The 25575-nt window shown below is 66.2% G+C and carries 26 protein-coding genes; 15 read left to right on the top strand and 11 right to left on the bottom strand.

Going from position 1 to position 25575, the window contains the following annotated elements; genetic code table 11:
* Nucleotides 1-143: 143 nt before the first annotated feature.
* The 3 genes from WA965_RS10640 to WA965_RS10630 are packed head-to-tail and all read right to left on the bottom strand — an operon-like array spanning nucleotide 144 to nucleotide 2946.
* Nucleotides 144-350 carry a zinc-ribbon domain-containing protein gene (locus tag WA965_RS10640; protein WP_178358102.1) on the bottom strand — a complete coding sequence of 69 codons (207 nt, stop codon included), beginning with the start codon at nucleotides 348-350 and terminating at the stop codon, nucleotides 144-146.
* Nucleotides 351-397: 47 nt separating this feature from the next.
* Nucleotides 398-1069: a DUF3159 domain-containing protein gene (locus WA965_RS10635; RefSeq protein WP_526294502.1), complete on the bottom strand. Its 672-nt coding sequence runs from the start codon at nucleotides 1067-1069 to the stop codon at nucleotides 398-400.
* Nucleotides 1066-2946, bottom strand: coding sequence for a S9 family peptidase (locus tag WA965_RS10630; RefSeq protein ID WP_526294503.1), 1881 nt, complete (start codon nucleotides 2944-2946; stop codon nucleotides 1066-1068). The genes WA965_RS10635 and WA965_RS10630 overlap by 4 nt, the downstream gene beginning before the upstream one ends.
* 62 nt (nucleotides 2947-3008) lie before the next feature.
* Here WA965_RS10630 and WA965_RS10625 point away from each other — a divergent pair, with 62 nt between their 5' ends.
* Nucleotides 3009-3758 carry a helix-turn-helix domain-containing protein gene (locus WA965_RS10625; RefSeq protein ID WP_526294504.1) on the top strand — a complete coding sequence of 250 codons (750 nt, stop codon included), beginning with the start codon at nucleotides 3009-3011 and terminating at the stop codon, nucleotides 3756-3758.
* Here WA965_RS10625 and WA965_RS10620 read toward each other — a convergent pair.
* Nucleotides 3747-5954 (bottom strand): S9 family peptidase, encoded by a 2208-nt coding sequence (locus tag WA965_RS10620; protein ID WP_526294653.1) that lies wholly within the window; start codon nucleotides 5952-5954, stop codon nucleotides 3747-3749. The genes WA965_RS10625 and WA965_RS10620 overlap by 12 nt on opposite strands.
* 159 nt (nucleotides 5955-6113) lie before the next feature.
* On the opposite strand from WA965_RS10620, the gene WA965_RS10615 reads away from it, so the two are divergent.
* The 3 genes from WA965_RS10615 to WA965_RS10605 all read left to right on the top strand — a co-directional run bounded on the left by WA965_RS10615 (nucleotide 6114) and on the right by WA965_RS10605 (nucleotide 8991).
* The gene (locus WA965_RS10615; protein WP_526294505.1) at nucleotides 6114-7352 is read left to right on the top strand and encodes an MFS transporter; all 1239 of its coding nucleotides are present in this window, start codon (nucleotides 6114-6116) and stop codon (nucleotides 7350-7352) included.
* 243 nt (nucleotides 7353-7595) lie between these two features.
* Nucleotides 7596-8201 (top strand): carboxymuconolactone decarboxylase family protein, encoded by a 606-nt coding sequence (locus WA965_RS10610; RefSeq protein WP_526294506.1) that lies wholly within the window; start codon nucleotides 7596-7598, stop codon nucleotides 8199-8201.
* Between the two features lie 145 nt (nucleotides 8202-8346).
* Nucleotides 8347-8991 carry a TetR/AcrR family transcriptional regulator gene (locus WA965_RS10605; RefSeq protein ID WP_526294507.1) on the top strand — a complete coding sequence of 215 codons (645 nt, stop codon included), beginning with the start codon at nucleotides 8347-8349 and terminating at the stop codon, nucleotides 8989-8991.
* Between the two features lie 33 nt (nucleotides 8992-9024).
* Here the strand turns inward: WA965_RS10605 and WA965_RS10600 are convergent, their stop codons facing one another.
* Nucleotides 9025-9759, bottom strand: a complete 735-nt coding sequence (locus WA965_RS10600; RefSeq protein ID WP_526294508.1) for a TetR/AcrR family transcriptional regulator — start codon at nucleotides 9757-9759, stop codon at nucleotides 9025-9027.
* A 249-nt stretch (nucleotides 9760-10008) separates the two neighbouring features.
* Between WA965_RS10600 and WA965_RS10595 the strand changes: the two genes are divergently transcribed.
* Genes WA965_RS10595 through WA965_RS10575 form a run of 5 tightly spaced genes read left to right on the top strand, consistent with a single transcriptional unit; the run spans nucleotide 10009 to nucleotide 14546 of the window.
* Complete coding sequence (locus WA965_RS10595) at nucleotides 10009-11025, top strand: aldo/keto reductase (RefSeq protein WP_526294509.1); 1017 nt, start codon at nucleotides 10009-10011, stop codon at nucleotides 11023-11025.
* Nucleotides 11018-11773 (top strand): SDR family NAD(P)-dependent oxidoreductase, encoded by a 756-nt coding sequence (locus WA965_RS10590; protein WP_526294510.1) that lies wholly within the window; start codon nucleotides 11018-11020, stop codon nucleotides 11771-11773. Before WA965_RS10595 ends, WA965_RS10590 begins: the two co-directional genes overlap by 8 nt.
* Entirely contained in the window at nucleotides 11770-13224 is a 1455-nt protein-coding gene (locus WA965_RS10585; protein WP_526294511.1) for an aldehyde dehydrogenase family protein, read from the top strand. The genes WA965_RS10590 and WA965_RS10585 overlap by 4 nt, the downstream gene beginning before the upstream one ends.
* Nucleotides 13225-13256: 32 nt before the next feature.
* Entirely contained in the window at nucleotides 13257-13640 is a 384-nt protein-coding gene (locus WA965_RS10580) for a carboxymuconolactone decarboxylase family protein (protein ID WP_526294512.1), read from the top strand.
* A gap of 9 nt (nucleotides 13641-13649) precedes the next feature.
* On the top strand, nucleotides 13650-14546 hold the full coding sequence (locus WA965_RS10575) for an NAD(P)-dependent oxidoreductase (protein ID WP_526294513.1): 897 nt from the start codon (nucleotides 13650-13652) through the stop codon (nucleotides 14544-14546).
* On the opposite strand, the gene WA965_RS10570 is transcribed toward WA965_RS10575, so the two are convergent.
* The gene (locus tag WA965_RS10570) at nucleotides 14543-15118 is read right to left on the bottom strand and encodes a hypothetical protein (RefSeq protein ID WP_526294514.1); all 576 of its coding nucleotides are present in this window, start codon (nucleotides 15116-15118) and stop codon (nucleotides 14543-14545) included. The two genes, WA965_RS10575 and WA965_RS10570, sit on opposite strands and share 4 nt — an antisense overlap.
* 170 nt (nucleotides 15119-15288) lie before the next feature.
* Between WA965_RS10570 and WA965_RS10565 the strand changes: the two genes are divergently transcribed.
* From WA965_RS10565 to WA965_RS10545, 5 genes are all read left to right on the top strand, one after another.
* Entirely contained in the window at nucleotides 15289-16563 is a 1275-nt protein-coding gene (locus WA965_RS10565) for an aromatic ring-hydroxylating oxygenase subunit alpha (protein WP_526294515.1), read from the top strand.
* On the top strand, nucleotides 16550-16888 hold the full coding sequence (locus tag WA965_RS10560; protein ID WP_526294516.1) for a hypothetical protein: 339 nt from the start codon (nucleotides 16550-16552) through the stop codon (nucleotides 16886-16888). Before WA965_RS10565 ends, WA965_RS10560 begins: the two co-directional genes overlap by 14 nt.
* A 1-nt stretch (nucleotide 16889) precedes the next feature.
* Nucleotides 16890-18110, top strand: a complete 1221-nt coding sequence (locus WA965_RS10555; RefSeq protein WP_526294517.1) for a metal-dependent hydrolase family protein — start codon at nucleotides 16890-16892, stop codon at nucleotides 18108-18110.
* A 1-nt stretch (nucleotide 18111) separates the two neighbouring features.
* Entirely contained in the window at nucleotides 18112-19557 is a 1446-nt protein-coding gene (locus tag WA965_RS10550; RefSeq protein ID WP_526294655.1) for an aldehyde dehydrogenase, read from the top strand.
* Between the two features lie 150 nt (nucleotides 19558-19707).
* Nucleotides 19708-20487: an SDR family NAD(P)-dependent oxidoreductase gene (locus WA965_RS10545; RefSeq protein ID WP_526294518.1), complete on the top strand. Its 780-nt coding sequence runs from the start codon at nucleotides 19708-19710 to the stop codon at nucleotides 20485-20487.
* A gap of 7 nt (nucleotides 20488-20494) precedes the next feature.
* Here WA965_RS10545 and WA965_RS10540 read toward each other — a convergent pair whose 3' ends face one another.
* On the bottom strand, nucleotides 20495-21238 hold the full coding sequence (locus WA965_RS10540) for an SDR family NAD(P)-dependent oxidoreductase (protein ID WP_526294519.1): 744 nt from the start codon (nucleotides 21236-21238) through the stop codon (nucleotides 20495-20497).
* A gap of 174 nt (nucleotides 21239-21412) precedes the next feature.
* Here WA965_RS10540 and WA965_RS10535 point away from each other — a divergent pair, with 174 nt between their 5' ends.
* On the top strand, nucleotides 21413-22012 hold the full coding sequence (locus WA965_RS10535; RefSeq protein ID WP_526294520.1) for a TetR/AcrR family transcriptional regulator: 600 nt from the start codon (nucleotides 21413-21415) through the stop codon (nucleotides 22010-22012).
* A gap of 20 nt (nucleotides 22013-22032) precedes the next feature.
* Here WA965_RS10535 and WA965_RS10530 read toward each other — a convergent pair whose 3' ends face one another.
* The 4 genes from WA965_RS10530 to WA965_RS10515 all read right to left on the bottom strand — a co-directional run.
* Nucleotides 22033-22656, bottom strand: coding sequence for a flavin reductase family protein (locus WA965_RS10530; RefSeq protein ID WP_526294521.1), 624 nt, complete (start codon nucleotides 22654-22656; stop codon nucleotides 22033-22035).
* 11 nt (nucleotides 22657-22667) lie between these two features.
* Nucleotides 22668-24332: an ABC-F family ATP-binding cassette domain-containing protein gene (locus WA965_RS10525; protein ID WP_526294522.1), complete on the bottom strand. Its 1665-nt coding sequence runs from the start codon at nucleotides 24330-24332 to the stop codon at nucleotides 22668-22670.
* Nucleotides 24329-25321 carry a glycoside hydrolase family 6 protein gene (locus tag WA965_RS10520; protein WP_526294657.1) on the bottom strand — a complete coding sequence of 331 codons (993 nt, stop codon included), beginning with the start codon at nucleotides 25319-25321 and terminating at the stop codon, nucleotides 24329-24331. Before WA965_RS10520 ends, WA965_RS10525 begins: the two co-directional genes overlap by 4 nt.
* Nucleotides 25322-25333: 12 nt before the next feature.
* On the bottom strand, nucleotides 25334-25575 hold a 242-nt coding region (locus WA965_RS10515; protein ID WP_526447489.1), incomplete at its 5' end, for a hypothetical protein.

Raw genomic sequence — 25575 nt, 5'->3', positions numbered from 1 at the left:
CGATCTGGCCGCGCGTCTGGCGGCCCGGTACTGGGACCTCGACGCCCCAACCCGCGCCCGCGACTTCACGGGAATCATGGCCGAGGACTACGTTCGCCTTGTCATCCACCCGGAGAGCGTGAGCCGCCTGACGTTCTGAGCGTTCAGCCGGCCACCGCGGTTCCACAGATGCCGCAGACCTCGAACTGCCTGCGCTTCCAGCGCGCCACCGGGATGAAGAACAACGTGAACTGCTTGAACTCCCGGACGCGCGCCCACTGCGTGGTGTTGTGGCACCTCGGACATGTCCGAACCTCCCCGGCGCCCAGGTGCTTCTGCTTGGTGCCGTAGCCGAAGAGAAAGAACAACATGACACCAGCGTAGGGATCGTCGCAGGATGTTCAGGGACTCGCGCACCTCACGACGACACCGATGACGTTCCAGATTCCGCGGGTGTGGTGAGCCGTTCGTCGGCCGCAGCCTGCAGCTGTGCGCGAGCCCTTCGCACCGCCCACCACGTCACCAGGAGTGCCAGCGCCAGCAGCGGGTAGCCCATGGCGATCCGCGCGACCGCCAACCAGCCGGTGGAGCCGGCGTCGTAGAGCCAGTCCTGGACGACGTAGCGCGCAGTGAAGACCGCTACGAACGTCAGGGTCGCGATGTCAAAAGCGTGTAGCGCCTTGCGGTCTGTGTGCCACAGCGTTCGCTCCCCCGCGCTGGTGAGCGCATTCCAGATCACACCCACCAGGGGCCGCCTCACGACCACGGAGACCGCGAACACGACGGCGAACGCCACACTCATCCAGATGCCCGGCAGGAAATAGCCCTCCGCCGACCCGGTGTAGAACGCGATCAGCGATGCGACGGCAACACCCAGCAGTCCCGAGACGGCCGGCTGGATCGGCTGCTTACGCACCTTTCTCAGCACGATCAGGCCGACGCTGGCGCTGATGGCCACCACCACCGCAGCGTCCAATCCCGCTATCGCATTGGCGATCACGTAGGCGAAGGTCGGCACGCTGGCCGCCACCAACCCCGACACCCCGCCCATCTGTTCGAGAAGGGTCTTCGGCTTCTCCGCTTCGGTCATGCGTTCCCCCCACCGAGGTGTTCGGCGAGGAACCGGTCGACGGCCCGGTACATGTCGATCACGTTGTCGGGGTTGAGGAACCCGTGACCCTCGTCTTCCTTGACCATGTACTCGACGTCGACTCCGCGGTCCCGCAGCGCCTCCACGAGGTTGTCGGATTCGGCCTGTACGACTCGAGAGTCGTTGGCGCCCTGCACCACCAGCAGTGGGGTGCGGATCTGATCCACCCGGGTGATCGGGGATCGGGCCAGCATGTCCGCCTCCTGCTGCGGGTCGTTGGGATCGCCGACGAACAGGTGCCAGTTGTTGGCCAGATGCGGGCGGGCGATCTCGGGAAGGGTCCGCATGAAGTTCGCGAGGCTGGAGATGCCGACATAGTCGATTGCCGCGGCGAACACGTCCGGGGTGAAGGTGACACCCACCAACGCGGCGTACCCGCCGTAGGAGCCACCGAAGATCGCGACGCGATCGCGATCCGCATAGCCCTGCTCTACTGCCCAGTTCACTCCGTCGATGAGGTCGTCGTGCATCTTGCCGGCGAACTCGCCGATCGCCGCCTTCACGAAGCCCTGCCCGTAGCCGGTGGAACCACGGAAGTTGACCTGCAGCACGGCGTAGCCGCGGTTGGCCAGGAGTTGCACGTCGGGCTGAAACCCCCAGGAGTCGCGGAACCACGGACCGCCGTGAACCAGCAGCACCAGCGGCGCCGGGCCTGTCGCGCCCACCGGCAACGTCAGGTACGAATGCAGATCCAGCCCGTCGCGGGAGCGGATGGTGACCGGCTTCATCGGCGCCAGCGCCTCGGGATCCAGATGCGGGAGCGGCCGGAACAGCTCCCGGCTCTCACCGCTCGCGTGGTCGTAGTAGTAGGTGACTCCGGGCTCCCGATCGTGGCTGAAGCTGACCACCCAGCGATTCCCGGTGTCGTTCGAGGAGATCTTGCCCAGGTCGCCGTCGGACAACGCCTCCAGGTTCTCGAGCACGTCGGCGAAGTCCGGATCCAGCACCTGAATCACCTGTCGCTCACCGAGATAACGGACTGCGAGCAGCTCACCGGTCCGTCGGCTGAGGATCAGTGGTTGGGGGAGCACGGGGGCGACGCCCCCCATCGGGTCGATGCTGAAGGTCGGGTGGTGGTCTACAGGGGTCTCCTCACCGGTGGCGACGTCCAACCGCACCAGCGTCGTCCGGTCCGGGTTCCGGTTCGAGCCGAGCCACAATCCCTTGCCGTCAGGAGTGACCACCATCGGCCAGATACTCAACGTGTAGTCGGCGCCGTCGTACACCGCGAGGGTGCGAAGCGCCTGCTGGTCGGGCTCCCATGTCGACAGTTCGACGTCACCGTCGGTGGTCAAGGAGTACCCGAACAGGTCACCGTTGCGGCTGGCGAACCATCCGGCGACCTTTCCGGGATTCTCGGCGAGCAGGGTCAGTTCGCCGCTGGCGATGTCGAGTTCGTAGGCGTCGGCGAGCAGCGGCGTCCGTTTGGTCATCCCGACCATGGCTTTACCGGGGCGGCCGGGCAGCAACTCGAAATAGGTCCTGATTCCGGGAAACGGCGTGAGATCGACGGCCGGCGCCGCCGGGTCGTCGAGATCGACGCGATAGATGTGCCAGTTCTCGTCGCCGCCGCTGTCCTGGGTGTACAACATCCACCGCGGATCATCAGTCCACTGGTAGTTGATGACGCTGCGGGTCGCGTCGGCGGTGACGCACCGCGGCTCACTTCCGCCGTCCACGTCCTCCACCCAGACGTTCAGCCGGTTCTTCCACGGTGCCAGGTAGGCGATCCTGGTGCCGTCCGGCGAGATCGTCGCCAGGGTTCGTACTGGTGGTGCGAAGAAATCCTCAACCGGGATGTGCGCGTGCGTTGCCATGTCCCCAGGACACACCCGGACGCTGCGGCACAGTCAAGCCGGCCGCTGTGGAGAATGGAGCGGTGGCATGGAGTACCCGCGAAATCGCTGAGCTCGCGGGCACCAGCCTGCGCGCAGTGCGGCATTATCACCAGGTCGGTCTGCTCGAGGAGCCGCAACGGCGCAGCAACGGCTACAAGCAGTACGGCGTCGCCCACCTGGTGCGGCTGGTGCGGATCAAACGACTCACCGACCTGGGATTCTCTTTGACCCAGATCGCCGACTTGGACGACACCGACGAGCATCCGGAAGAAGCGCTGCGGTCGTTGGACGCCGAGCTCGCGGCCACCATCGATCGGCTGCAGCGCGCCCGGGTGGAGCTGGGGCTGATTCTGGAGAAGTCCGCACCCACCGACCTGCCACCCGATTTTGTGCCGCCGAGCGCGATGGCCAAGATGTCCGATGCCGATCGCTCCCTGGTCATCGTCCTGACCCGCGTGCTCGGGCCGCAGGGACTCCAGATCTACGCCGACCTTCTGCAGAACGCTCCCGACGGGCCGGCGTCACAGGCGTTCGACGACCTACCGGAGGACGCCGACGAGGCGACGCGCCAAGACATCGCCGAGGGACTGGCTCCGTACATCCACGCAATCTATGAGGCGCACCCCCGGCTGCTCGAATCCCGGACGGATGCCCCGAAGGGCCCGCGGTTTGTCGACGAGACCATCGCCGAAGCGATGTCAGAGCTGTACAACTCGGCACAGCTCGATGTCCTTCGCCGCACCCGGGAGATCATGCGCGCCAACGCTGACTGGGACGGATCAGCCCGCTAGCGGCGGCATCGGCAACGGCGCCGGGCGGTAGCTCGGCGGTTCGGAGCCGTGCAGATGTCGAACGAAGAAGTCCCACGTGCGCTTCACGAAATAGTGCTGGCGGCCGATCAGGGCGTGTTCGACTCCCGGGATGATCACCATGTCGAAGTCCTTGTCCGCCTTGATGAGCGCATCCGCCAGGCGCATCGTGTGGGCGGGCTGAACGTTGTCGTCCAGCTCGCCGTGGATGAGCAGCAGCTTGCCCGCCAGATTGCCGGCCAGGGGCACGTTGGAGATCGCCTGCTTCCCCTCGTCGCTCACGTCACCGTGGTAATGCTCGGCCCACATCGTCAGGTTCACCGCGTTGTCGTGGTTACCGGACACCGCGACCGCAACACGATAGAAGTCGGGGTACCTCAGCACGGCGCGGGCCGCGGCGAAACCGCCCGCGGACTGGCCGGTGATCCCGACCCGCCCGGTGTCGAGCCAGGGATGGCGGTGGCCGAGTTCGCGGATCGCGGCGATGTGGTCATCGAGCGCGCCCGCGTTGCCCAGGTCGCCGTAGGAGTGATCGTGAAATGCCTTGCTCCGCCCCGCGGTCCCGCGGCCGTCGATCGCGACCGCCGCAAAGCCCAACGCGGCATATGCTTCTGGTTCGCCGAAGTGCATCTCGTTGAACGACGGACCCGCCCGGAAGTTCTGCGGCCCGGGATAGATGTGCTCGATCAGCGGATAACGTCGCTGCGGATCGAACCCGTGCGGTCGCCACAGCAGACCGTAGATCGGGGTCTTACCGTCGGCGGCGGTCACACGGAAGCGCTCGGGCGGACTCCATCCGAGCGCTTCCAGCGCAGCCGTGTCAGGGGATTCGAGCTCGACCAGAGCCTGCCCGTCACCGTCGAGCACCACCGAATGCGGCGGTCGACTCGACGTCGACGCCCGGTCCACCAGGTAGCCGCCCTCGGGTGGACTCACCGCGTCGTGATCGACGGTGTCGTCGGTGATCCGGGTGAACCCGGAGCCGTCGAGACCGATCCGGCAGATCTGACGGACGTACGGGTCGTCCTCGACGAGACCACCCGCCAGAAACCACACCTGACGACGATCTTCGTCCTCCACCCACAACACGCGACGGACCAGCCACTGCCCGGTGGTGACCTGGGTGACCTGGTGCCCATCGGCCGAGTAGAGATAGAGATGCCCCCAGCCGTCACGCTGCGACCACCACAGGATCTCCCCGGAATCGAGCACCCGCGTCATCGGCGGCTCACCCAGCAGCGGAGTCGGATCCACCCGGGTTTCGCCGGTCTCACTGATCAGCGTGGTCGTCTCGCCACTGGTCGGGTCGACGCGTCGCAACTCCAGCGTCCGGGCATCACGCGATTGGTGGAGGTAGTGCACCGAATCTCCGGATTTGCCTGTCCACCAGGGGTATACGAGCGCGCTCGGGTGGGTGATGGTCGTCGGCTCGCCCTGCTGCCGGACCACCGTGCGCTCGGCGACGTCCAGGACGGTCCACGACATACTCACCTGCGCCACCTCCCCCGGCATCGGATAGCGGGAACGGTGCTCGACCGGGCGCCCACCGTCGTGCGGCGCGGATTCGACGAGGACCAACTCAGGAAGATCGCGCTGGTCGAGACGATGCACCAGAATTCGGGTCGAATCCGGCGACCAGTGCAGCACGATGGGCTGCGGCAGTCCGAGAATGCGCATCAGTGAACGCGCCCCGGTCGCCTCCGGCAGTCCGCCGTAGTCGAACTGCGGTTCGGCGTCGTCGGTGAGTGGGAACTCCTGTCCGCCCTCGCGGCGCCGGACCCAGATGTTGCCGTCGCGTCGGAATGCCACCCAGGACTTATCCGGAGACGGCACCTCATCGAGCGCGGGCTGATCGTCATCGTCGACTCGGACGCAGGTGTCGGCACTGTCGGACCATTCCCACGCCGACCCGAACGCGGCGAACCGCATGGTGTCGCCGCCCTCGCCTAGTTCGACCCCGGCGATCGGCAGGTCATCCGCGGTGACCGCGTGACCAGAGGCTTCGGACAGTGCGGCCGCCAGACGATCGTGATCGAATGCGTCGCCACGGCCGCCCTCTCCGGGATCCACCACCACGAAGCGACCACCGACCTGGTAGGAGAATCGTCTGCCCTCGGAGAGCCATTCCGGTGTCAGCGCAGTGCCGGGAACCCGCCGCAAACGGTACGGGGCGAGCATCTGCTCGGCACGCGCGTAATCGGAGTCGGTCAGGTGCACGCTCGGCTGTGTCGTGTTGGTGTCCGTCACGACTCGAGGAAACACCGTGCCGTCGCGGCATGGTCAAGATCGGCGACGAGCGGTTGACCCCGCCGCGGCGTCACAGTGTCCGCTTGAGGCATGTCGCCGGTCGCCACCGCCTACCTCGTCTCACACTTTCTGAGCCTGTTCGGCAACGGCATCGCCGCAGTGGCGCTACCGCTGATCGTGTTGCAGACCACGGGCAGCCCACTGAGCGTAGGCGCCGTCTCGGCGGCGACCGCCGTTCCCGCGTTGCTCGTCGGGTTGACCGCAGGCATCGTGCTCGACCGCCTCAACCGCCGGACCTGTTCGATGTTCGCCGATGTCGTGTCGGCCATCGCCGTCGCCGCCATTCCGCTTGTCGACGTGTTCTGGGGTTTGAACATGGGGTGGTTCATCGCGCTCGCGATCGCCGGCTCCTTCGGCGACGTTCCAGGGATGACCGCGCGGCAGGTGCTGGTGCCGGCGGTGGCCCGGCATACCGGCGTGACACTGGAGAGACTGGTCGGCCTGCGTCAGTCGATGACGTCGATCGCGCTGGTGATCGGGCCTGCAGCCGCAGGCACACTGCTGGCGCTGTTCGATGGCAGCACCGTCCTCTACATCACCGCAGCAACGTCAGCGGCCGCGGCACTGCTCACCCTCGTGATGCCACACCGGCTCGGTGCCGTCAACAAGGCTCCCGCACAACGAGAGTCTCTGTGGGCTCAGCTGACGGCGGGAGGGGCTACCCTCCGCCGCAGCCGATTCCTCAGCGGCACAGTCGCTCTGACCGTGGGACTGGTGATCGTGATCGGCGGGTTGCAGGGCCTGGTGTTGCCGCTGTACTTCAGCCAGCTCTCCCGGCCTGACCTACTGGGGTTCGTGCTGACAGCGCTTGCAGTCGGGATGTTCTGTGGCACAACTGTTTTTGCGGTCTTCGCGGCGCGCCTGCCGCGACGGTTCTGGATGACCTCCGCCCTGGCCGGCACCACCGCGGGGCTTGTTCTGATCGCCACACTGATCTCGCCCGCGGTGGTGTTCGCGGGGGCGGCCCTGATCGGTATCGGCAACGCGGTGCTGGGCGCCGTGTTGGGTGTGTTGCAGGCCGAACGAATAGCGGATGCGCTGCGCGGACGGGTACTCAGCGTGCAGAACGCGCTTCTTCAGGTTGCCGCCCCCGCCGGTATCGGACTTGCCGCGGTCGTCGCCGAGTATGCGTCGCCGGTTGCCGCCGCATGCGCCGTCGTCGCGGTCTGGGTCGCGGTCGCGATCACCGTGCTGCTATCCCGGGCGCTCAATGATCTGGAACCGGCGGACGACATCGATGGGCCTGCCGCGGCAACGGCCCGCCGCTAGTGCAAGCGCGTGCCCCTCGGTGCAAGCTGCCAGCGGTGTCCGCATCGCGCTGACTCTGCCCTCGTCGAGACGTGACGTGAATGTGCTGGGCCCGTTGAAGCCGTCGCCGCCGACCTCGGCGATCCCACGACGTCTGCGTCATCGGTGGTTGTCAGCCGTCGGGCCGCCTCGACCGTCGTCTATACGGGTGTATAGCCTGGGGGGGGTGCACGGGGCGTATCCAGACGAGCGAGGACATTGACCATGGCACGGATCGAACCGCTTCCCGCCGATGAATGGCCCAACGAGATGCAGGCGGCGCTCGCCGCGATCAAGCCACCGAACCCGCGCTATCGGCTGACGCAGAAGGGCCGGCCCAGCGGCGCCAACATGATGGGCACGATGGCCCACCATCCAGCCCTGGCTCGCGCCTACAACACCCTCAACGGCCACCTGTTGCTCGCGACCACGTTGACCGAGCGCCAGCGCGAATTGATCATCATGCGCGCGGCGGCGGTGTCGCGATCGAGCTACGAGTGGGCCCAGCACGTGTTCCTGGCCCGCGACGCCGGATTGACCGAGCTCGAGATCGGGTGGATCGCCTTCGGCCCCGACGCACAGTTCTGGGGTGAGGACGAAGCGGCTCTGCTGAGGGCCGTCGACGAACTCCTCGCCGACGGTGCCATCGGCGACCACACCTGGACGGTGCTCAGCGGGCACATGAGTACCCAGCAGCTTCTCGACGTAATCTTCACCGCCGGCTCGTACACCGTGCTGGCGTGGATGGTGCACTCGCTGGGCGTCGAACTCGACGGCGATCTGAGGGATGCGCTCGGTGGCGCAGGTGCCTGGTCGAACCACGACCAGTGACGTCGGCGACCCGCCGACACTGCTGTGTCGCGTGGGGCCGTAGCCTGCAACACACTTGACCTGCGCCGCGGTCATCCTTAACTGTACGTTCGTACAGTACACTCGGGCGACCCTGCAGCGGCACGGCGACACGTAGGAGGTGGGTATGGCGCCGACCAATCGGCGCGTCGGCGCCGAGTCGTCGAAGACGCGCGACGGGATTCTCGACTGCGTCGAGCGGTTGCTCCTCGACGAGGGCCACGCGGGCGTGAGCTACCGCGTCCTGGCCACCAAGGCCGGGGTCACCCCGAGCCTCGTGCAGTACTACTTCCCGACGCTCGACAGCCTATTCATCGCGATGGTGCGCCGGCTCATCGAACGCGACACCGCCCGGTGGAGTGAGGCGTTGGAGCGTCGTTCGGACGAGCCGTTGCGAGTGCTGTGGGAGCTCAGCTACAGCGAGGCCGGCGCCATGAGCACCGAACTGATGGCGCTGGGCAACCGTCGGCCTGCGCTGCGGGCCGAGATCGGTGAGGGCACCGAGCGGATCCGCAAAGCTCAGCTCGAAGCCGTGCGCGCGCGATACGGCGACGCGCTACTGCTGGACGGCACGTTCACGCCGGAGGCCATGGTGCTGTTGCTCACCAGCATCCCGAAATACCTCAGCCTCGAAGACGGCATCAAGGTCGACATGGCACACCAGCAGCTGATCAAGGCCCTCGAGGGCTACGTCGCCACGGTCGAGCCGAAACCGCGGACCTCCGCACGCAAGTCATCCGGCGGTGGCCGCGCCCGCTCCCGCGGCCAGTAACACAAATCGGTTGTGCCGCAACAGAGAGATTTCTCAGCTGACCGTTCGCGGCCGCCGCCGTCGCGTCGTCGTTCCGTCAAGAGGCTGAGGTGACCGGACCGACGCTCTGCGGCGACTGGCACCTGCGTTCTTCTCTGTGGGCGCCACCGCGCGCAGGAAGAGCTTGACGGCGTACTGCAGGTGACGCTCCGCCTGCTTGCTGCTGCGGAACACACCGAACTCGGCCAGCCGCGACGGCAGGGCCTCGACCATCGCGAGGAAGTGTTCCGCCGCGAGTTCGAGCTCACTGTCCTCGATCTCGATCTCACCGGCATCGACGTAGCGCTGCAGGATATCCATCACCGCTCGCAGGCGTGCTGACCACCGCATCGTCTCGGCGCTGACCGCGAACTCCGGAAAGCGCGCCGACTCGTTCATCGCTATGCGTTGAAGCCGAACGATCTGTGGATCGGTGCTGAACCTCAACGCTTCTCGCGCGATGTGGGTCAACGACTCTCGAGGGTCCTGGCCGTCAACCGAACCGAAGCCCTGGTGGTCGTGCCGCGACATGGCCCAGGGGATGACATCCGCGAACACCGCCCGCTTGTCGCCGTACCGGGAGTACAGCGTCTGCTTGGTGATGCCCGCCGCCCGCGCAATCGCCTCCATGCTGGTTCCGTCGTAGCCGTGTTCCAGGAACACCGCGACGGCCGCTTCGCGCAGCTGCTCGCCAAGGTGCTCGGCTTCGGCCTGCGTGGGCCGTCCGGGCCGCCGGTTCTGCGTGGGCATGATCCGCGCATTCTATCCAATCAGACGGACACGGGTGGTTGCACGGACAACGCCTCCCGTCCGATCCGCACCGCTTGACTTAATCATACGATCACGTTTAATTTGAAATGGGGTGTGGCCGTAGTTTTCGGCCACCAGAAGCTACTGGAGGCGCGCAATGACCACGTGGAGCCTTCGATTCTCGAGGCCGTGCTCCACGCCCGACTCGCCGAGTGATCGACTCCGCGGTCGATCCGGTCGGCACCGCGCATGAAGCAGCGACAACTCGGTATTAGCGGTCTCTACGTCTCCGAATTCTCCCTGGGAGCAATGATATTCGGATCCAGGCGGCGCGGCTGTGACGAGGAGACCGCAGCCAGGATCGTGCACCGCTACCTCGATGCCGGCGGCACCGTGATCGACACCGCCGACGTCTACCCGGGCTCAGAGGAGATCTGTGGTCGCGCGGTTCGTGATCGCCGTGACGCCGTGGTGCTGTCGACCAAGTTCGGGCTACCTGCCGGGGCAGGCCCCAACGAACGAGGAGCCGGTCGGGTGCGGATCCGGGCTGCGTGCGAGGCCAGCCTGCGGCGGCTGAACACCGACCGTATCGACGTGTACTGGCTGCACATCGACGACATCGCCACACCCCTGGAGGAGACCCTCTCGGCGCTGCACGACCTGATCAGGGCCGGGAAGGTGCTCTACCTCGGTCTATCCAATCTGCGGGCCCATCGCGTCATGAAGGCCATCGGCATCGCCGATCGACTCGGCGGTCCCCCACCCGTCGCGTACCAGGGTGACTACAACCTGATAGTGCGGGGGCTCGAGCGGGAGCACTTCCCGATGTTCGCCGATGAAGGGCTGGGTTTCATGAGTTGGAGCCCGCTGGCAGGCGGCATGCTCACCGGAAAGATACAGCGCGACAACACTACTGAGCCCACTCGGCTCAACCAACGAATCTCGGCCACCGATGCCATGCACAAGAACGACCACGGCTTCGCAGTTACGGGCCTGGTGCAGAAGCACGCCGCCGAGATGGGTTGCTCGCCCGCGCAACTGGCGCTTGCATGGCAGCGGACCCGCGCCGTCGCCTCGGTGATACTCGGTGCCCGGACCCTGGATCAGCTCGACGACAACCTCGCAGCCCTCCACGTGACGATCCCGCCCGCGATCCTCGAGAACCTGAACGACGCCACCGCCCCTCCGCCTGAGTATCCGGGGGCGTTCATCTCCATCTCCGAGCGGTGGCTGCAGCGCAGCCCCTCGGGAGAAGCCGGTGTCTGAATCCACAAGGGTCGCCGTCGTCACCGGCGGCGCTTCGGGTATAGGCCTCGGCATTGCCGAGCGACTGGCCGCCGACGGAGCCTGGGTCGCCATCCTCGACCTCGATGGCGCCGCCGCCGAAGTCGCTGCCGCCGACATCACCGCCACCGGGGCCACCGCCCTGGGCTTGCCGGTCGACGTGTCCGACCGCGCCCAGGTCGAATCCGCAGTCGAGAGGGTGCGGGCGCAGTTCGGTGCGGTGACCGTCCTGGTCAACAACGCGGGGATGGAGGGATTCAGACCGTTTCTGAAGATCTCCGCCGAGACCTGGGACCGACTGGTGGCGGTGAACCTGACCGGCACCTTCCACTGCTGCCAGGTGATCATCCCCGACATGGTCGCCGCGGGATGGGGTCGCATAGTCAACATCTCCTCGTCGAGCACGCACAGCGGGCAGCCCCTGATGGCGCACTACGTTGCCTCAAAATCCGGCGTGGTCGGCCTGACCAAGTCGTTGGCTCTGGAGTTCGGCCCCAGTGGTATCACCGTCAACACCATCCCTCCCGGCTTCATCGACACCCCGATGACCCGGCGCAACGAAGCCAAGGGGCGACTCGGCGGCAGTGTCGACTCGATCGCCGAGCGCACACCGGTGCGCCGCGCGGGCCGCCCTGAGGACATCGCAGCAGCCTGCGCATTTCTCGTCTCCGACGAAGCCGGTTATGTCACCGGCCAGATCATCGGCGTGAACGGAGGCCGCAACACATGAGCACGACGACGCGCGGAACCGCAACCGAATCCGTCACTCGCGCCTTCATCGGCGGCCAATCCGTGCCGACCGGTGATACCTACGACAACATCGACCCGGCGACCGGGCACTCGCTCGGCGCGGTGGTCCGATGCGGCAGCGAAGAGGTGGATCGCGCCGTGTCCGCCGCCCGCACCGCGTCGAGGACCTGGTCACGGACCTCTGTTGCCGATCGTGTCGACGTTCTCACCCGCATCGCTGATTCGATCGATCAGAATCGCGAGCGACTTGCGCTGCTGGAGTGTCAGGACACCGGTAAACCGCTGGGCCAGGCGCGTACCGACGCAGCGGTGTCCGCGCGCTACTTCCGTTTCTACGGTCACGCCATCGAGACCTACCAGGGCCACACGATCCCGCTGTCCCCTGATCTGCACGTCTACACGCGCCGGGAACCGCTCGGGGTCACCGGCCACATCCTGGCTTGGAACTACCCCATGCAACTGCTGTCGCGGGCGGTGGCCCCCGCGATTGCCACCGGGAACTGCTGCGTGGTCAAGCCCGCGGACGAAACACCCCGGACCGCCGTCGAATTCGCACGACTCTCCGTCGAGGCCGGCTTGCCACCCGGTGTGTTCAATGTGGTGCCCGGGCCCGGCGCGGAGGCCGGTTTCGCATTGTCGACCCATGGTGATGTCGATCATCTCGGCTTCGTCGGGTCCACCGCCACCGGTTCACTGATCGCGCACGCCGCTGCCGACAGGGTGCTCCCCACCACGTTGGAACTCGGGGGGAAGTCACCCCAGATCGTGTTCCCTGACGCCGACTTGTCCCGGGCCACGGAGTTCATCGTGAAAGCCGTTCTGCAGAATGCCGGCCAAACATGCTCAGCGGGTTCGCGACTGCTGGTTCACGAATCGATCCACGACGAACTCGTCGACAGGGTGCGGCGGCGGTTCGACACCATCACCATCGGACCGGGCGCCCACGACAGAGACCTGGGCCCTCTGATCTCACGCAAGCAGCAGGACAGGGTCAAGGACATGGTCGGCGCCGACACCCGGGGTGAAGTCATCTGCGGCGGCGGGCCACCCACCGACCCCGCGCTTGCCGGCGGCGCCTACTTCGCTCCCACGCTGATCGACGATGTCGACCCCGAATCCGTGCTGGCCCAACAGGAGATCTTCGGTCCCGTCCTGACAGTCCACCGGTTCGGCGACGAGGACGAGGCAGTCGCACTGGCCAACGGCACCGAATACGGACTGTTGGCGGCAATCTGGACGACGAACCTCTCCCGCGCGCACCGGATGGCGGCCGACATCGTGGCGGGTCAGGTCTACGTGAACACCTACGGCGCCGGCGGCGGGGTCGAGTTGCCGTTCGGTGGGTTCAAGAAGTCGGGCTACGGCAGGGAGAAGGGCCGGGAAGCGCTCGACGCGATGACGGCGACCAAGACCGTGGTGATTAGTTTGTGAAGGCGACGTCCCATCGACTGACAGGTGACCCCATGGATCAACACACCTACGCCAGAGGCCGCGAGATCCGCACCGCGGTCCTGGGCGAAGAGCACGTCAACGCCGCGACGGCACCGGCGGATGCTTTCTCGCAACCGTTACAGGATCTGGTGACCGAGTACTGCTGGGGCGCCGTCTGGGGTCGCGACGGGTTGTCGCTGGGGACCCGGAGTCTGCTCAATGTGGCGATGCTCTCGGCGCTCAACCGCCCGCAGCAACTGCGGGTCCACATCCGGGGGGCGTTGAACAACGGGATCACCCGCGAACAGATTCAGGAAGTGCTTCTGCAGGTGGCGATCTACGCCGGCGTCCCCGCAGCGGTCGACGCCTTCCGGGTCGCCCACGAGGCCCTCGCCGAACTCGATGCCGACGAATAGGAGCGACGGATGCAGGTAGGTTTCATCGGTCTGGGCCACATGGGTTTTCCGATGGCACGACGATTGCTCGACGCAGGCCACGAGGTCACGGCGTTGGATACCCGGACCGCCGTGCTCGACGAGTTCGTCGCGCTCGGCGGCCGCCCGGCGACCTCACCCAGGGACGTCGCCGACCGCGTCGAGACAGTCCTCGTCAGCCTGCCCTCCGTTGCGGCCTCACTGGAAGTCGCCACCGGGGCGGACGGCGTCATTCGCGGGTCTCGGGTACGCCGTCTTGTCGACATGTCCACCACCGGAAGCCGAGCGGCCCAGGAGATCAGTGCCCGACTGGCGTCCCGCGACATCGGCCTCGTTGATGCCCCGGTCAGCGGCGGGGTCGGCGCGGCGCGCAACGGGTCTCTGGCGTTGATGATCTCGGGTCCGACCGGTCACGTCGAGTCCGTGTTGCCGTTCCTGCGCAGTCTGGGACGCCCATTTCGACTCGGTGAACGTGTCGGCATGGCGCAGACCATGAAGCTCATCAACAACCTGCTGTCGGCCACCGCACTCGCGGTCACCGGCGAGGCGCTGGTACTGGGAGTCAAAGCCGGGCTGGACCCCGAGGCCATGCTCGAGGTGATCAATGCCGGCTCCGGGGCCAACACCGCGAGCAAGGACAAGTTCCCCCGCGCGGTGATTCCCCGCACCTTCGACTACGGCTTCGCCACCGGCTTGATGGTCAAGGATCTGCGCTTGTGTCTCGAGGAAGTCCACGCTCTCGGACTGTCGTTGACGGTCAGCGAGACGATCGGGCAGGTGTGGGAATCGACGATGGATGAACTCGGACCGGAATCAGACTTCACCTCCGTGATCAGACCGATGGAGGACGCCGCCGGGGTCACCGTCGGTGGCCGGCCGGTGACCTAGTTCCGCTTGGACAGGTTCGCAGTCGCGAGACTGGGTGTGTGGAACGGTTCCACTGAGGCGTCGCCGATCGGTGCGATCCCGGCTGCCGCCAGTGCCCGCGGTTTGAATGCGGCTGCCGCGGAGCTGATTCGGTAGAGCGATGTGCGCGCATGGGCGGCCAGATCCAGTGGACAGTCCGGGCCCCACACGGTGACCGTCGTACGGCCGTTCTTCAGCGTCTCCCCGACTGCTTCGCGGACCTTGCCGTCGAGTCGGTAGAGGTCGGCGGAGATCACCAAGCTGTCGGGCCACGGGCCGCCGTCGGCCTCCGCGAGCGCCTCGCGCAGGTCGATACACCGCGCGCCCAAAATCCTCAGTGAGCGGGCGCCGTTGAGGTCGTAGGCGACCACGTAGGTGTCCCATCCCGCCATCGCCTGATCGAACATCCAACCTCCGGCCGAGCCGACGGCGTCCGCCACGCTCGCCCCGACCAGCGCCACCCGGTGGCGCAGGCTGCGCGACGGATCACCGCAGAGTTCACGGGCCTCGGTGACCGAAACTACGACATCGTCTCCGAACGGTAGGTCAGCCATGACTTCTCCGTACTGCAGCAGCGGGCTCGTTCCGAGTGTTGACAGAACTAGACGCTACCGTGTAGTTCTTAACCATACAAGAGCGTCTAGTTATGTCCCGTGACCGGCGGCCACAGCGGTCCAGGGAAAACAACACATCATCGGCAGCCCCACCACGAAAGGTAGATCGCGTGACAACCCATTTCGCCAAACCGGAGCCCGGAACCTGGACGGAGCACTACCCCGAGTTGGGCACCGCCCCGGTCGACTACTCCGACTCCATCGACCCGGACTTCTACAGGGACGAGCAGGAGGCCATCTTCAAGAAGTACTGGCTGAACGTCGGCCGGATGGACAAGCTGCCCAAAACCGGCAGCTACTTCACCAAGGAGATCGCCGCCGCAGGCGAGGGCACGTCTGTGATCGTCGTCAAGACAGCGGACGGAACGGTCAAGGCGTACCACAATGTGTGCCGTCACCGGGGAAACAAGTTGGTCTGGAACGACTTTCCGCACCAGGAGGTGTCGGGCACCTGCCGGCAGTTCACCTGCAAGTACCACGCGTGGCGGTACAGCCTGGATGGGGACCTGACCTTCATCCAGCAGGAGCACGAGTTCTTCGACGTGGACAAGAGCCAGTACGGCCTCAAGACAGTCCGGTGCGAGGTGTGGCGGGGATTCATCTTCATCAACTTCGACGAGGACGCCCCACCGCTGGAGGACTTCCTCGGCCGGCTCCCGAAGTCGATCGAGGACTACCCCTTCGACGAGATGACCGAGGTGTGGTCCTACCGCTCAGAGATCGGCGCGAACTGGAAGCTCTTCATCGACTCCTTCGCCGAGTTCTACCACGCACCGATACTGCACATGAAGCAGGCGGTGAAGGAGGAGTCCGAGAAGTTGGTGGAGTACGGCTTCGAGGCATTGCACTACGACATCGACAGCCCGCACTCGCTGATCACGTCGTGGGGCGGCATGAGCCCGCCCAAGGATCCGAGCATGGTCAAGCCGATCGAGCGCATCCTGCGCAGCGGGCTGTTCGGGTCGTGGGACAAGCCGGACATCGAGGGCATCGATCCGCCACCGATCGGCGCGAACCCCTCGCAGCACAAACAGTGGGGTTGCTCATCTTTCGAGTTCTTCCCCAACATGACGCTGCTGCTCTGGGAACCTGGCTGGTTCCTGACCTACCACTACTGGCCGACGGCGGTGAACAAGCACATCTTCGAGTGCAACCTCTATTTTGTGCCGGCCACGACCTGCTCCGAGCGCCTCCGTCACGAGATGGCCGCCCTGGCATTCAAGGAATACGCACTGCAGGACGCCAACACACTCGAAGCCACCCAGACAATGATCGGCACGAAGGTAGTCACCGACTTTCCGCTGTGCGACCAGGAAGTTCTGCTCCGGCACCTGCACAAGGTTGTCGGCGACATCGTGAAGGAGCACCGCAATGGCTCAAAGTAAGACTCTGCCGGCTGAGTTCTCCGACCTCGAGAGGTTCGCCGCCGACTGGGATCTGGCCACCGAAGGCGAGCGCTACACCAAGCGTCTGGCATCGGAGATGCCCGAGATGCAGGACTTCTACGACACCGCACTGCCGCGGCTCGCGGATGCGATGTCCTACTGCGACAACTTCCCGTTGCACGACCTGCCCGCCGAGGTGCGCTCGCTCATGCACCTCATGCAGTCGCTGATCGTGGTCTCCTTCCCGGTGGAGGTCTGGAAGCAGGCGCGGGTCCCCGACAGCGGGGCCTCGTACGTCGAATGCATCAAGGAGCCGGTGGTCTGACGTGCTGACGCTCAAGGCGGCAGGACTACTCGACATCGACTCCGGAGAGATCGTCCGGCCCGGCGTCCTGCACATCGACGGGAACAGGATCGTCGGCGTCGGGGGCTCGCCGGCGGATTCAGACGGCGACGTACTGGATCTCGGCGAGTTGGTCCTGCTGCCTGGGCTGATGGATATGGAGGTCAACCTGCTCATGGGCGGGCGCGGCGAGACCGGCGCGCTCTCCCAGGTCCAGGACGATCCGCCGACCCGTGTGCTGCGGGCCGTCGGCAACGCGCGTCGCACACTGCGCGCCGGCTTCACCACCGTCCGTAACCTCGGATTGTTCCTCAAGACCGGCGGTTACCTGCTCGACGTAGCGCTGGGCCGGGCGATCGACGCGGGTTGGATCGACGGCCCCCGAATCGTGCCCGCGGGTCACGCAATCACCCCCACCGGCGGGCACCTCGATCCGACGATGTTCGCCGGGTTCGCTCCCGGTGTCATGCCGGTGTCGGTGGAAGAGGGTATAGCCAATGGCGTGCCCGAAGTCCGCAAGGCCGTGCGCTACCAGATCAAGCACGGCGCCCAGCTCATCAAGGTATGTGCCTCTGGCGGCGTCATGTCCCTCACCGGGGAGCCTGGGGCACAGCACTATTCCGACGAAGAGCTGTGCGCGATCGTCGACGAGGCGCACCGCCGCGGCCTGCGCGTCGCGGCGCACTGCCTCGGCGCCGACGCAGTCCGATCCGCCGTCAAGGCGGGCATCGACTGTATCGAACACGGATTCCTCGTCGACGACGACGCCAGAGCGCAGATGGTCGAACACGGCACCTTCCTGGTGGCCACTCAGCGTCTGACCGACGGCATGGACGTGTCGAAGGCCGCACCTGAGCTCAGGGCCAAGGCGGCAGAGATCTTCCCGCAGGCTCGCAAGTCGATCCTGCTGGCGTATGAGGCGGGCGTGAAGATCGCGGTCGGATCCGATGCCCCGGCCATCCCCCACGGAAAGAACGCCGAAGAACTCGTCACGCTGGTCGAACGCGGCCTGCCGCCGCTGGCCGTCCTTCGTGCGGCTACCACCGTCGCCGCTGACCTCATCAACGTCACCGACCGGGGCCGCCTGGTCGAGGGGCAACTCGCCGACATCATCGGGGTGCCCGGAGATCCCCTGCAGGACATCACCGTCACCCAGAACGTCCGTTTCGTGATGAAGGATGGGAAGGTTTTTGTCCACAACTGAGATGGATTCGTATCTCGACAAACTCTTCATCGACGGCGAATGGGCACCGCCGGAGGCGGATAGGGAACTCGCGGTCATCTCGCCACACACCGAAGAGGTCGTCGCCCGAGTCGCCGCGGCCGGACCGGCGGATGTCGGTCGTGCCGTCGACGCCGCGAGAGCGGCGTTCGACAATGGCCCCTGGCCGCGCATGTCATCGGCAGAACGCATCCAGGTCGTCACACGGCTCGGCCAGCTCTACAAGGACTCTCGCCAGCAGATGGCCGAGCTCATCACCACCGAGATGGGCGCACCGGCCACCTTCGCGAAGCAGGCGCACGTCCGAATCCCGGCGATGCTGATGCAGGCGTTCTGCCGCGTCGCCGACGACTATCCGTTCGTCGAGAACCGGCCGGGGTGGTACGGCAGCGACATCCGGATACACAGGTACCCCGTCGGCGTGGTGGCGGCGATCGTGCCGTGGAACATGCCTCAGTTCCTCATCATCGCCAAGGTCATCCCCGCCCTGCTCGCCGGCTGCACGGTGGTGCTCAAGCCGGCACCCGAAACACCCCTGGATGCAGTGCTTTTTGCCGTCCTCGCCGAAGAGTCCGGCCTCCCGCCTGGGGTGCTCAACCTCGTGCCCGGCGACGCGACCGTGGGCGACGCGCTGGTGCGAAATCCCAGCGTGGACAAGGTCACCTTCACCGGGTCCACCACCGTCGGCCGCCAGATCGCCTCGGCGTGCGGACCCGAGTTGCGTCAGGTAAGCCTCGAACTCGGCGGCAAATCCGCCGCCATCGTCCTCGATGACGCCGACCCTGGACGGGTCGCCGCCGGGGTACACATGGCCAGCCTCACCAACAGCGGCCAGATCTGCAACGCGTTGACCCGGATCCTCGTACCCGCCGGGCGTAGTGCGAAATTCGTCGACGCACTCGCCGAACACATGAAGGCCCTGCGCGTCGGAGACCCCACCGACACCGACACAGAGGTGGGGCCCCTGGTCAGCGCTCGCCAGCAGGCCCGCGTCAGGGACTACATCGGGATCGGCGAACACGAGGGCGCGCGACTGGTGACCGGCGGTACCACCCCGCCTGTTGGTCTGGACCGCGGTTGGTACGTCCAGCCGACGCTGTTCAGCGATGCCGACAACAGCATGCGCATCGCCCGCGAGGAGATCTTCGGGCCGGTGCTGACGGTCATCGCGTATCGCGACGAATCCGACGCCGTGCAGATCGCCAACGACTCCGACTACGGCCTGGCCGGTTCGGTTTTCACCGCCGACGCGGACCGCGGCCTAGCGATCGCCACCCGGATCCGCAGCGGCTGCTTCGGGATCAACCAGGGATACATCATGGATCCGCTGGCGCCGTTCGGCGGCGTCAAGGACAGCGGATTCGGCCGCGAACTCGGCCGTGAGGGCCTGGACGGCTACCTCGTCACCAAATCCATTTCGGGCCTCTGAGCTACTGCGGCACGTCCGCGCCAGGATTCGGGCTGCCGTCGCCATGGACTTTGCTGTACGGTCGTATAGTGATCGGCCGATAGCCTCGGCACGCGCGGTTTCGATCGCGATATGGGCTCCAACGACGAAGAGAGAACAGGGAAATCGGTCATGGGAATCTTGGACGGCAAGGTCGCCATCATCACCGGGTGTGCGAGCGGACTGGGCAAGCAGCAGGCTCTTCGGTTCGCCGATGAGGGCGCCACAGTGGCCATCTGCGACATCCAAGAGGAAAAGCTCATGGCCACAAAGGAACTCTGCGAGGAGCGCGGTGCGAAGGCCTTGGCCCTCGGGGTCGACGTCACCGACTACGTCGCACTGGTCGCGTTCGTGGACGCTACCGTCGAGGCATTCGGGACCATCGATGTGTTGGTCAACAATGCCCATGCGATCACGTCCCCTGGACCCTTCCTCGAGAAGACCATCGAAGACCTCGACCTCGAGATGCGCAGTTCTGTCTACGCATACTGGCATCTGATGAAGCTGTGCTTCCCGCATATGAGCAATCACCCTGGTGCGGGCGCATCGATCATCAACTTCGCCTCGGCCGCCGGAGTGGCGGGAGACGCACTCTACGCTCCCTACGCCGCGTGCAAGGAGGGGGTCCGGGGACTCTCGCGCGTCGTGGCCCGCGAGTGGGGTGAATACAATATCCGGGTGAACACGTTGTGCCCGAACGGTTTCACGGAGAACGTCGCGGCAGGTATCGATGCGCTGAGCGCTCAAGCACAGGACTACGTCCGCAAAGCGTTCGTGGACAACCCCTTCGGTCGGGCCGGCGACCCGTACAACGACGTCGCGCCCGTCGTTGTGTTCCTCGCTTCCGACGCCAGCCACTGGATGACCGGCCAGAACCTGCACGCTGACGGTGGGGTTCAGATCTCGGCGTGACGTCTCCTCAGATGACACCGCCGCCGTTGACGCCGATGACCTGCCCGGTGATGTAACCGGCAGCGTCCGAGCACAGGAACGCGCACGCCGCGGCGATGTCGTCACCAGTGCCGAGCCGTCCCGCGGGGATGGCCTTCACGAGGGCGTCGGCCGGGGGCAGTTTGTTGTTGCGCTGCGCCTCACGCGTCATGGGTGTGTCCACGATGAAGGGCGGAATGCTGTTGGCGGTGATGCCTTTTGCGGCATACTCCAGCGCCACCGTCTTGGTCAGTGCGATGACCCCGCCTTTGGAGGCCGAGTAGTGCCCCTGCCTGCGAGCACCGTTCTGGCCGGCCGCAGAGGAGATGGTCACGATGCGTCCCCAACCGGCCGCCACCATGTCGGAGAGTGCCGCCTGTAGGCACAGGAAGGTTCCGGTGAGATTGACCGCGAGGTACCGGTTGAATTCGTCGAACGTGATCTTCCCGAACGGGGTGAATCCGGCCACGGCAGCGCTGGTCACCAGAATCTCTACCGGTCCCAGTGTTTCGCGCACCGCGTGAAACGCCCTGTCGACATTCGCGGGATCGGCAACGTCCACTGATATCGCCGTCGCCTCAGCGCCGGCGGCGACCAGTTCGGCGGCGACTTTCTCGGCGGCGTCGGCGTCGACATCCATCACCGCCACCCGGTGCCCCTCACGGGCAAGGTGCTCGGCGATCGATTGACCCAGGCCGGATCCACCGCCGGTCACCACAGCTACTCGGGTCACGCTAACCACCTTTCGTCGACGAACTCGGCCACACACTCCACGTTGCCTGTACGACTGTATAGCACGCGGAATACGCTCGTACAGCACTTCGCGTGAAGGTGCCTGCAGTGTGAATAGATCGTTCTAGCCGGGCGCGGATATGCTGTGCATCAACCTGCGCGAGGAGGAACCGTCATGGCAGATCCCAGTACCCGCGACCGGATACTCGAGGCGACGGCGGAGCTCTACCGACGCCAGGGCATGTCGGCGACCGGGCTCAAACAGATCTCGAGCGCGGCGCGGGCACCCTTCGGCTCGATCTACCACCACTTCCCGGGCGGTAAGGAGGCGATCACCGCTGAGGTCATCCGGTCCGAGGGAGTCCGCTACGGCGAATTCGTGGGGGCGCAGCTGCGGCACACCGACCCCGGCACTGGGGTTCCGACGTTGTTCGCGAACGCGGGCAAGCTGATGGAATCGCAGGACTACAGCGAGGCATGCTCCATCGAGACCATCGCCCTGGAGGTGGCGAGCACCAACGACCACCTCCGGCAGGAGGCCGCCCACGTCTTCGAGATCTGGCTGGGCGCGCTCACCCAGTGGTTTGCACAACTCGAGTTGTCCGACGAGCAGAGTCGACAGCTGGCACTGGTCACCCTGACAGCACTGGAGGGCGCGTTCGTGCTCTGTCGCACGCTGCGCTCCACAGAGCCCATCGTCGCCGCCGGCCAAGGCGTCCAGGCAGCCGTGTCGGCCGCGCTTGCAGCGAAAAGCACTGAGAGGCAGCGGCTCTGATCAGATGCCCGGTCTACGTCTCAGGTCGGACGTTTCATGCTGAATGCGGTGTCGGGCCCGATCTCGCAGTAGCCGGCAGGTCCGCCGGCACGCAGGATCGGCCGGGGACCCGTGGTGTCGTACACACCGTCGACCAACCACTGCGGGTCGATGTGGACGGCGATGACCTGGCCGAGGACCAACCAGGCGTCGACCGCCTCGCCTTCGGTGTCGCTGAGCCTGATGAGCTGAGTGAGCCGGCATTCGAAGTTGACCGGACTCTCGAGCACTCGCGGCGCTGCGACAAGGCTGGACGGGACCGCGGTCAGTCCGCTGCGGTCGAACTCGTCGTCCTCGGGAGGAAGTGTGGCGGCGGTTTCGTTCATCGCCGTCGCGAGTTCGCGGGTGGCGAGGTTCCAGACGAATTCGCCGGTGGCGTCGACATTGGCCACGCTGTCCTTCCAGCCGATCGACGAGAACCCGACGATCGGCGGCCGGTAGTTGAAACCGTTGAAGAAGCTGTAAGGGGCGAGATTGTGTACCCCCTCAGCGTTCTGGCTGGATATCCAGCCGATCGGTCGGGGCCCGACGATGGCGTTGAACGGGTCGTGCGGCAGCCCCGGTCCGTCCTCGGTTCGATAGAAGTGCGCCCCTGCGCCGGCCATTGGATATCTCCCTACAACTCTGCGACGCGGCCGTTGTCGACCAGCCACGAACGATCCAGCCGCACGTTCTGCAGCATCCTGCGATCGTGCGTCACCAACAGCAAGGCGCCCTCGTAGGTTTCGAGCGCCTGCTCCAGTTGCTCGATGGCTGCGAGATCGAGGTGGTTGGTGGGCTCGTCGAGAACCAGCACGTTCGTGCCGCGAGCCTGTAACAACGCCAGTCCGGCGCGGGTCCGCTCACCGGGCGAGAGGTCGCCCACCGCGCGCTCGACATGGTCGGCGCCGAGTCCGAACTTGGCCAGCAGCGTGCGTACCTCAGCCGTCGACCACGACGGCACTCGCTGCTCGAAACGGTCGACGAGTCGTTCGATTCCGGTGAAATCGGCACGCGCCTGGTCGATTTCACCGATGGCGACATTGGCTCCCACACTTGCTCGGCCGTCATCGGGCTGACGGCGGCCGAGGAGGAGCCGCAGCAGTGTCGACTTGCCGGCCCCGTTGGGGCCGGTGATGCCGATCCGCTCACCGGAATCGACCTGAAGTGACACCGGACCAAGGACGAAATCGCCATGGCGCACAACGGCATTGTCGAGTGTCGCCACCACCGCGCTCGACCGTGGCGCCGCCCCGATCGTGAACTCCAGCGTCCACTCCTTGCGCGGCTCGGCGACCTCCTCGAGACGGGCGATGCGGCTCTCCATCTGGCGGACCTTCTGCGCCTGCTTCTCACTGGACTCCGTCGCCGCGCGCCGCCGGATCTTGTCGTTGTCGGGTGACTTGCGCATCGCGTTGCGGACACCCTGGCTCGACCATTCCCGTTGGGTGCGTGCCCTTGCCACCAGGTCGGCCTTCTTGTCGGCGAACTCCTCGTACTCTTCCCGTCGGTGCCGGCGCCCGACCTCGCGCTCCTCCAGATAGCTCTCGTAACCGCCGCCGAACACCGTGGTGGTGTTCTGCGCGAGATCCAGCTCGAGTACCCGAGTCACGGTGCGGGCCAGGAACTCTCGATCGTGGCTCACCAGCACCACGCCGCCGCGCAGCTCGCCGACGAAGCGCTCCAGTCGAGCGAGTCCGTCGAGGTCGAGATCGTTGGTCGGCTCATCGAGCAGGACGATGTCGAACCGCGACACCAGCAGGGCGGCCAGCCCCACCCGTGCCGCCTGCCCACCGGACAGATCGGTCATCAGGGTCGATCCCGGCCGGACCGCATCGGAACCGAGTCCCAGGTCGGCCAGCACGGCGGGCACCCGCTCGTCGAGGTCCGCTGCCCCGGTGGCGAGCCAGTGGTCCAGCGCAGCGGAGTACGTGTCGGCCAAATCGGTACCGGAGGAACCGCTCTCCGGCTCTGCCAGGGCGGCCGCCGCTGCGTCCATGGCCCGCGTCGCTTCGGTGCATCCCGCACGCCGGGCGATGTATCCGGCAACGGTTTCCCCGGGCACCCGCTCGTGCTCCTGCGGCAGCCATCCGACGAACGCGTCACCGGGCGCGATGCTGACGGTGCCCTCGAGCGGTTCCAGGTCACCGGCGAGAATCCTCAGCAGGGTGCTCTTGCCTGCTCCGTTGGCACCGACGACTCCCAGGACATCACCCGGCGCCACGGTCACGTCCAGCCCCTCGAAAAGGGTGCGGTGGGCGAAACCGCCGGCCACATCCTTCGCGACAAGCGTTGCGGTCACCAGCCGGCGTTGGTGGCCAGACTGATGGCGTATTGGTTGACGAAGGTCCCCGCACTCGGCGCGCCACGGCAGGAACCGTCGGACTCACCGGGTCGCTTGACCCACAGGAAAGCGTCGACCTGAGGGTTGCCGGTCGCCGCGGTCGGCGCGACGCCGAGGGCGCGGCCGCTGGGATTGCACCAGTACAGCTCGTCGTTCTCCACCGGCCCGGCACCGTTGCGCGATGTGTCGATGACGAAGGGCTTGCCGCCCGTCATTCCCGAGATCGCGCCGCCGTAGCCGAGATTCTCGTCGGTGGTGAAGAAGTTCGCGGTGTTGAGGCTGAAGCCGCGGGCCTTGGCGACACCGACCCGGTTCAGCCGATCGGCCATCACGTCCGCGGCCACCCAGCGCGGATGGCCGGCATCGACGTACACGGCGGTGGCCGGATTGCGGGTCAGCGTGTCGACGGCGTACCCGATGAGGTCGTAGCGCTCCTGCTGCTGGCCGGCCGACAGGCAGTCGGCCATGGCGAGCGCATCGGGCTCGAGGATGACCGCCGCCGGTCCTGGCCCGATGGCGGCGGCGACGCCGTCGATCCAGCTTCGGTAGGCCCCGGCCGACCCGAAACCACCCGCGGCGTAGCTGCCGCAGTCGCGATTGGGGATCCCGTAGAGCGCAAGAATCGGCATGGTGCCGGCGGCCTGCGCGTCGGCGATGTACTTCGCGTCCACCGACGGGGTGGAGAGGTGGTCCATCCAGTACGCGGTCGGCGTGTTGACGACAGCGGCCAGCAGCGGGTTCGGGTCGCCGGCCGCCGCGCGGGTTCCCTTGGAGTTCGGGTTGACGTAGAAGGGCAGGCCGACCAGCGGGTTCGCCTCGCTGGCGAGACGCACGGCCGGACCCGAAACGGTATGCAGCGGGGCGGCGGCGACGCCCATTCCGACGACGACGGCGACCGTCATGACAGGAGCGACCAACCGCGCAACAGCGCCGGCTATTGAGGACATCACCCTTGGAAGTTAGTAGCGCCGCAGTCCGTCCCGCAATTCGCCGAGTGCCTGCGTGAGCCCGACGGTCGGGTGCCAACCCCAGCGGCGGGCCCGGTCAGCGACGATCTGGCCGGTCCATGCAGGTTGCTGCTCCCACACGACGTCGATGCCCAACGCGTCGGCCACGGCCCCGAAGTAGTCACGCTGCGTCGCCGGCCCGGCGGCGGCGTTGACCACCGTGCAACCGCCCGCGAGCGGACCCCACTCAGGGT

The organism is Mycobacterium sp. (assembly GCF_049683935.1).
In the GTDB taxonomy this organism is placed as follows: Bacteria; Actinomycetota; Actinomycetes; order Mycobacteriales; family Mycobacteriaceae; genus Mycobacterium.
Note: the sequence above shows the minus strand (reverse complement) of the source record. Positions and strands in the feature narration are given on the sequence as shown.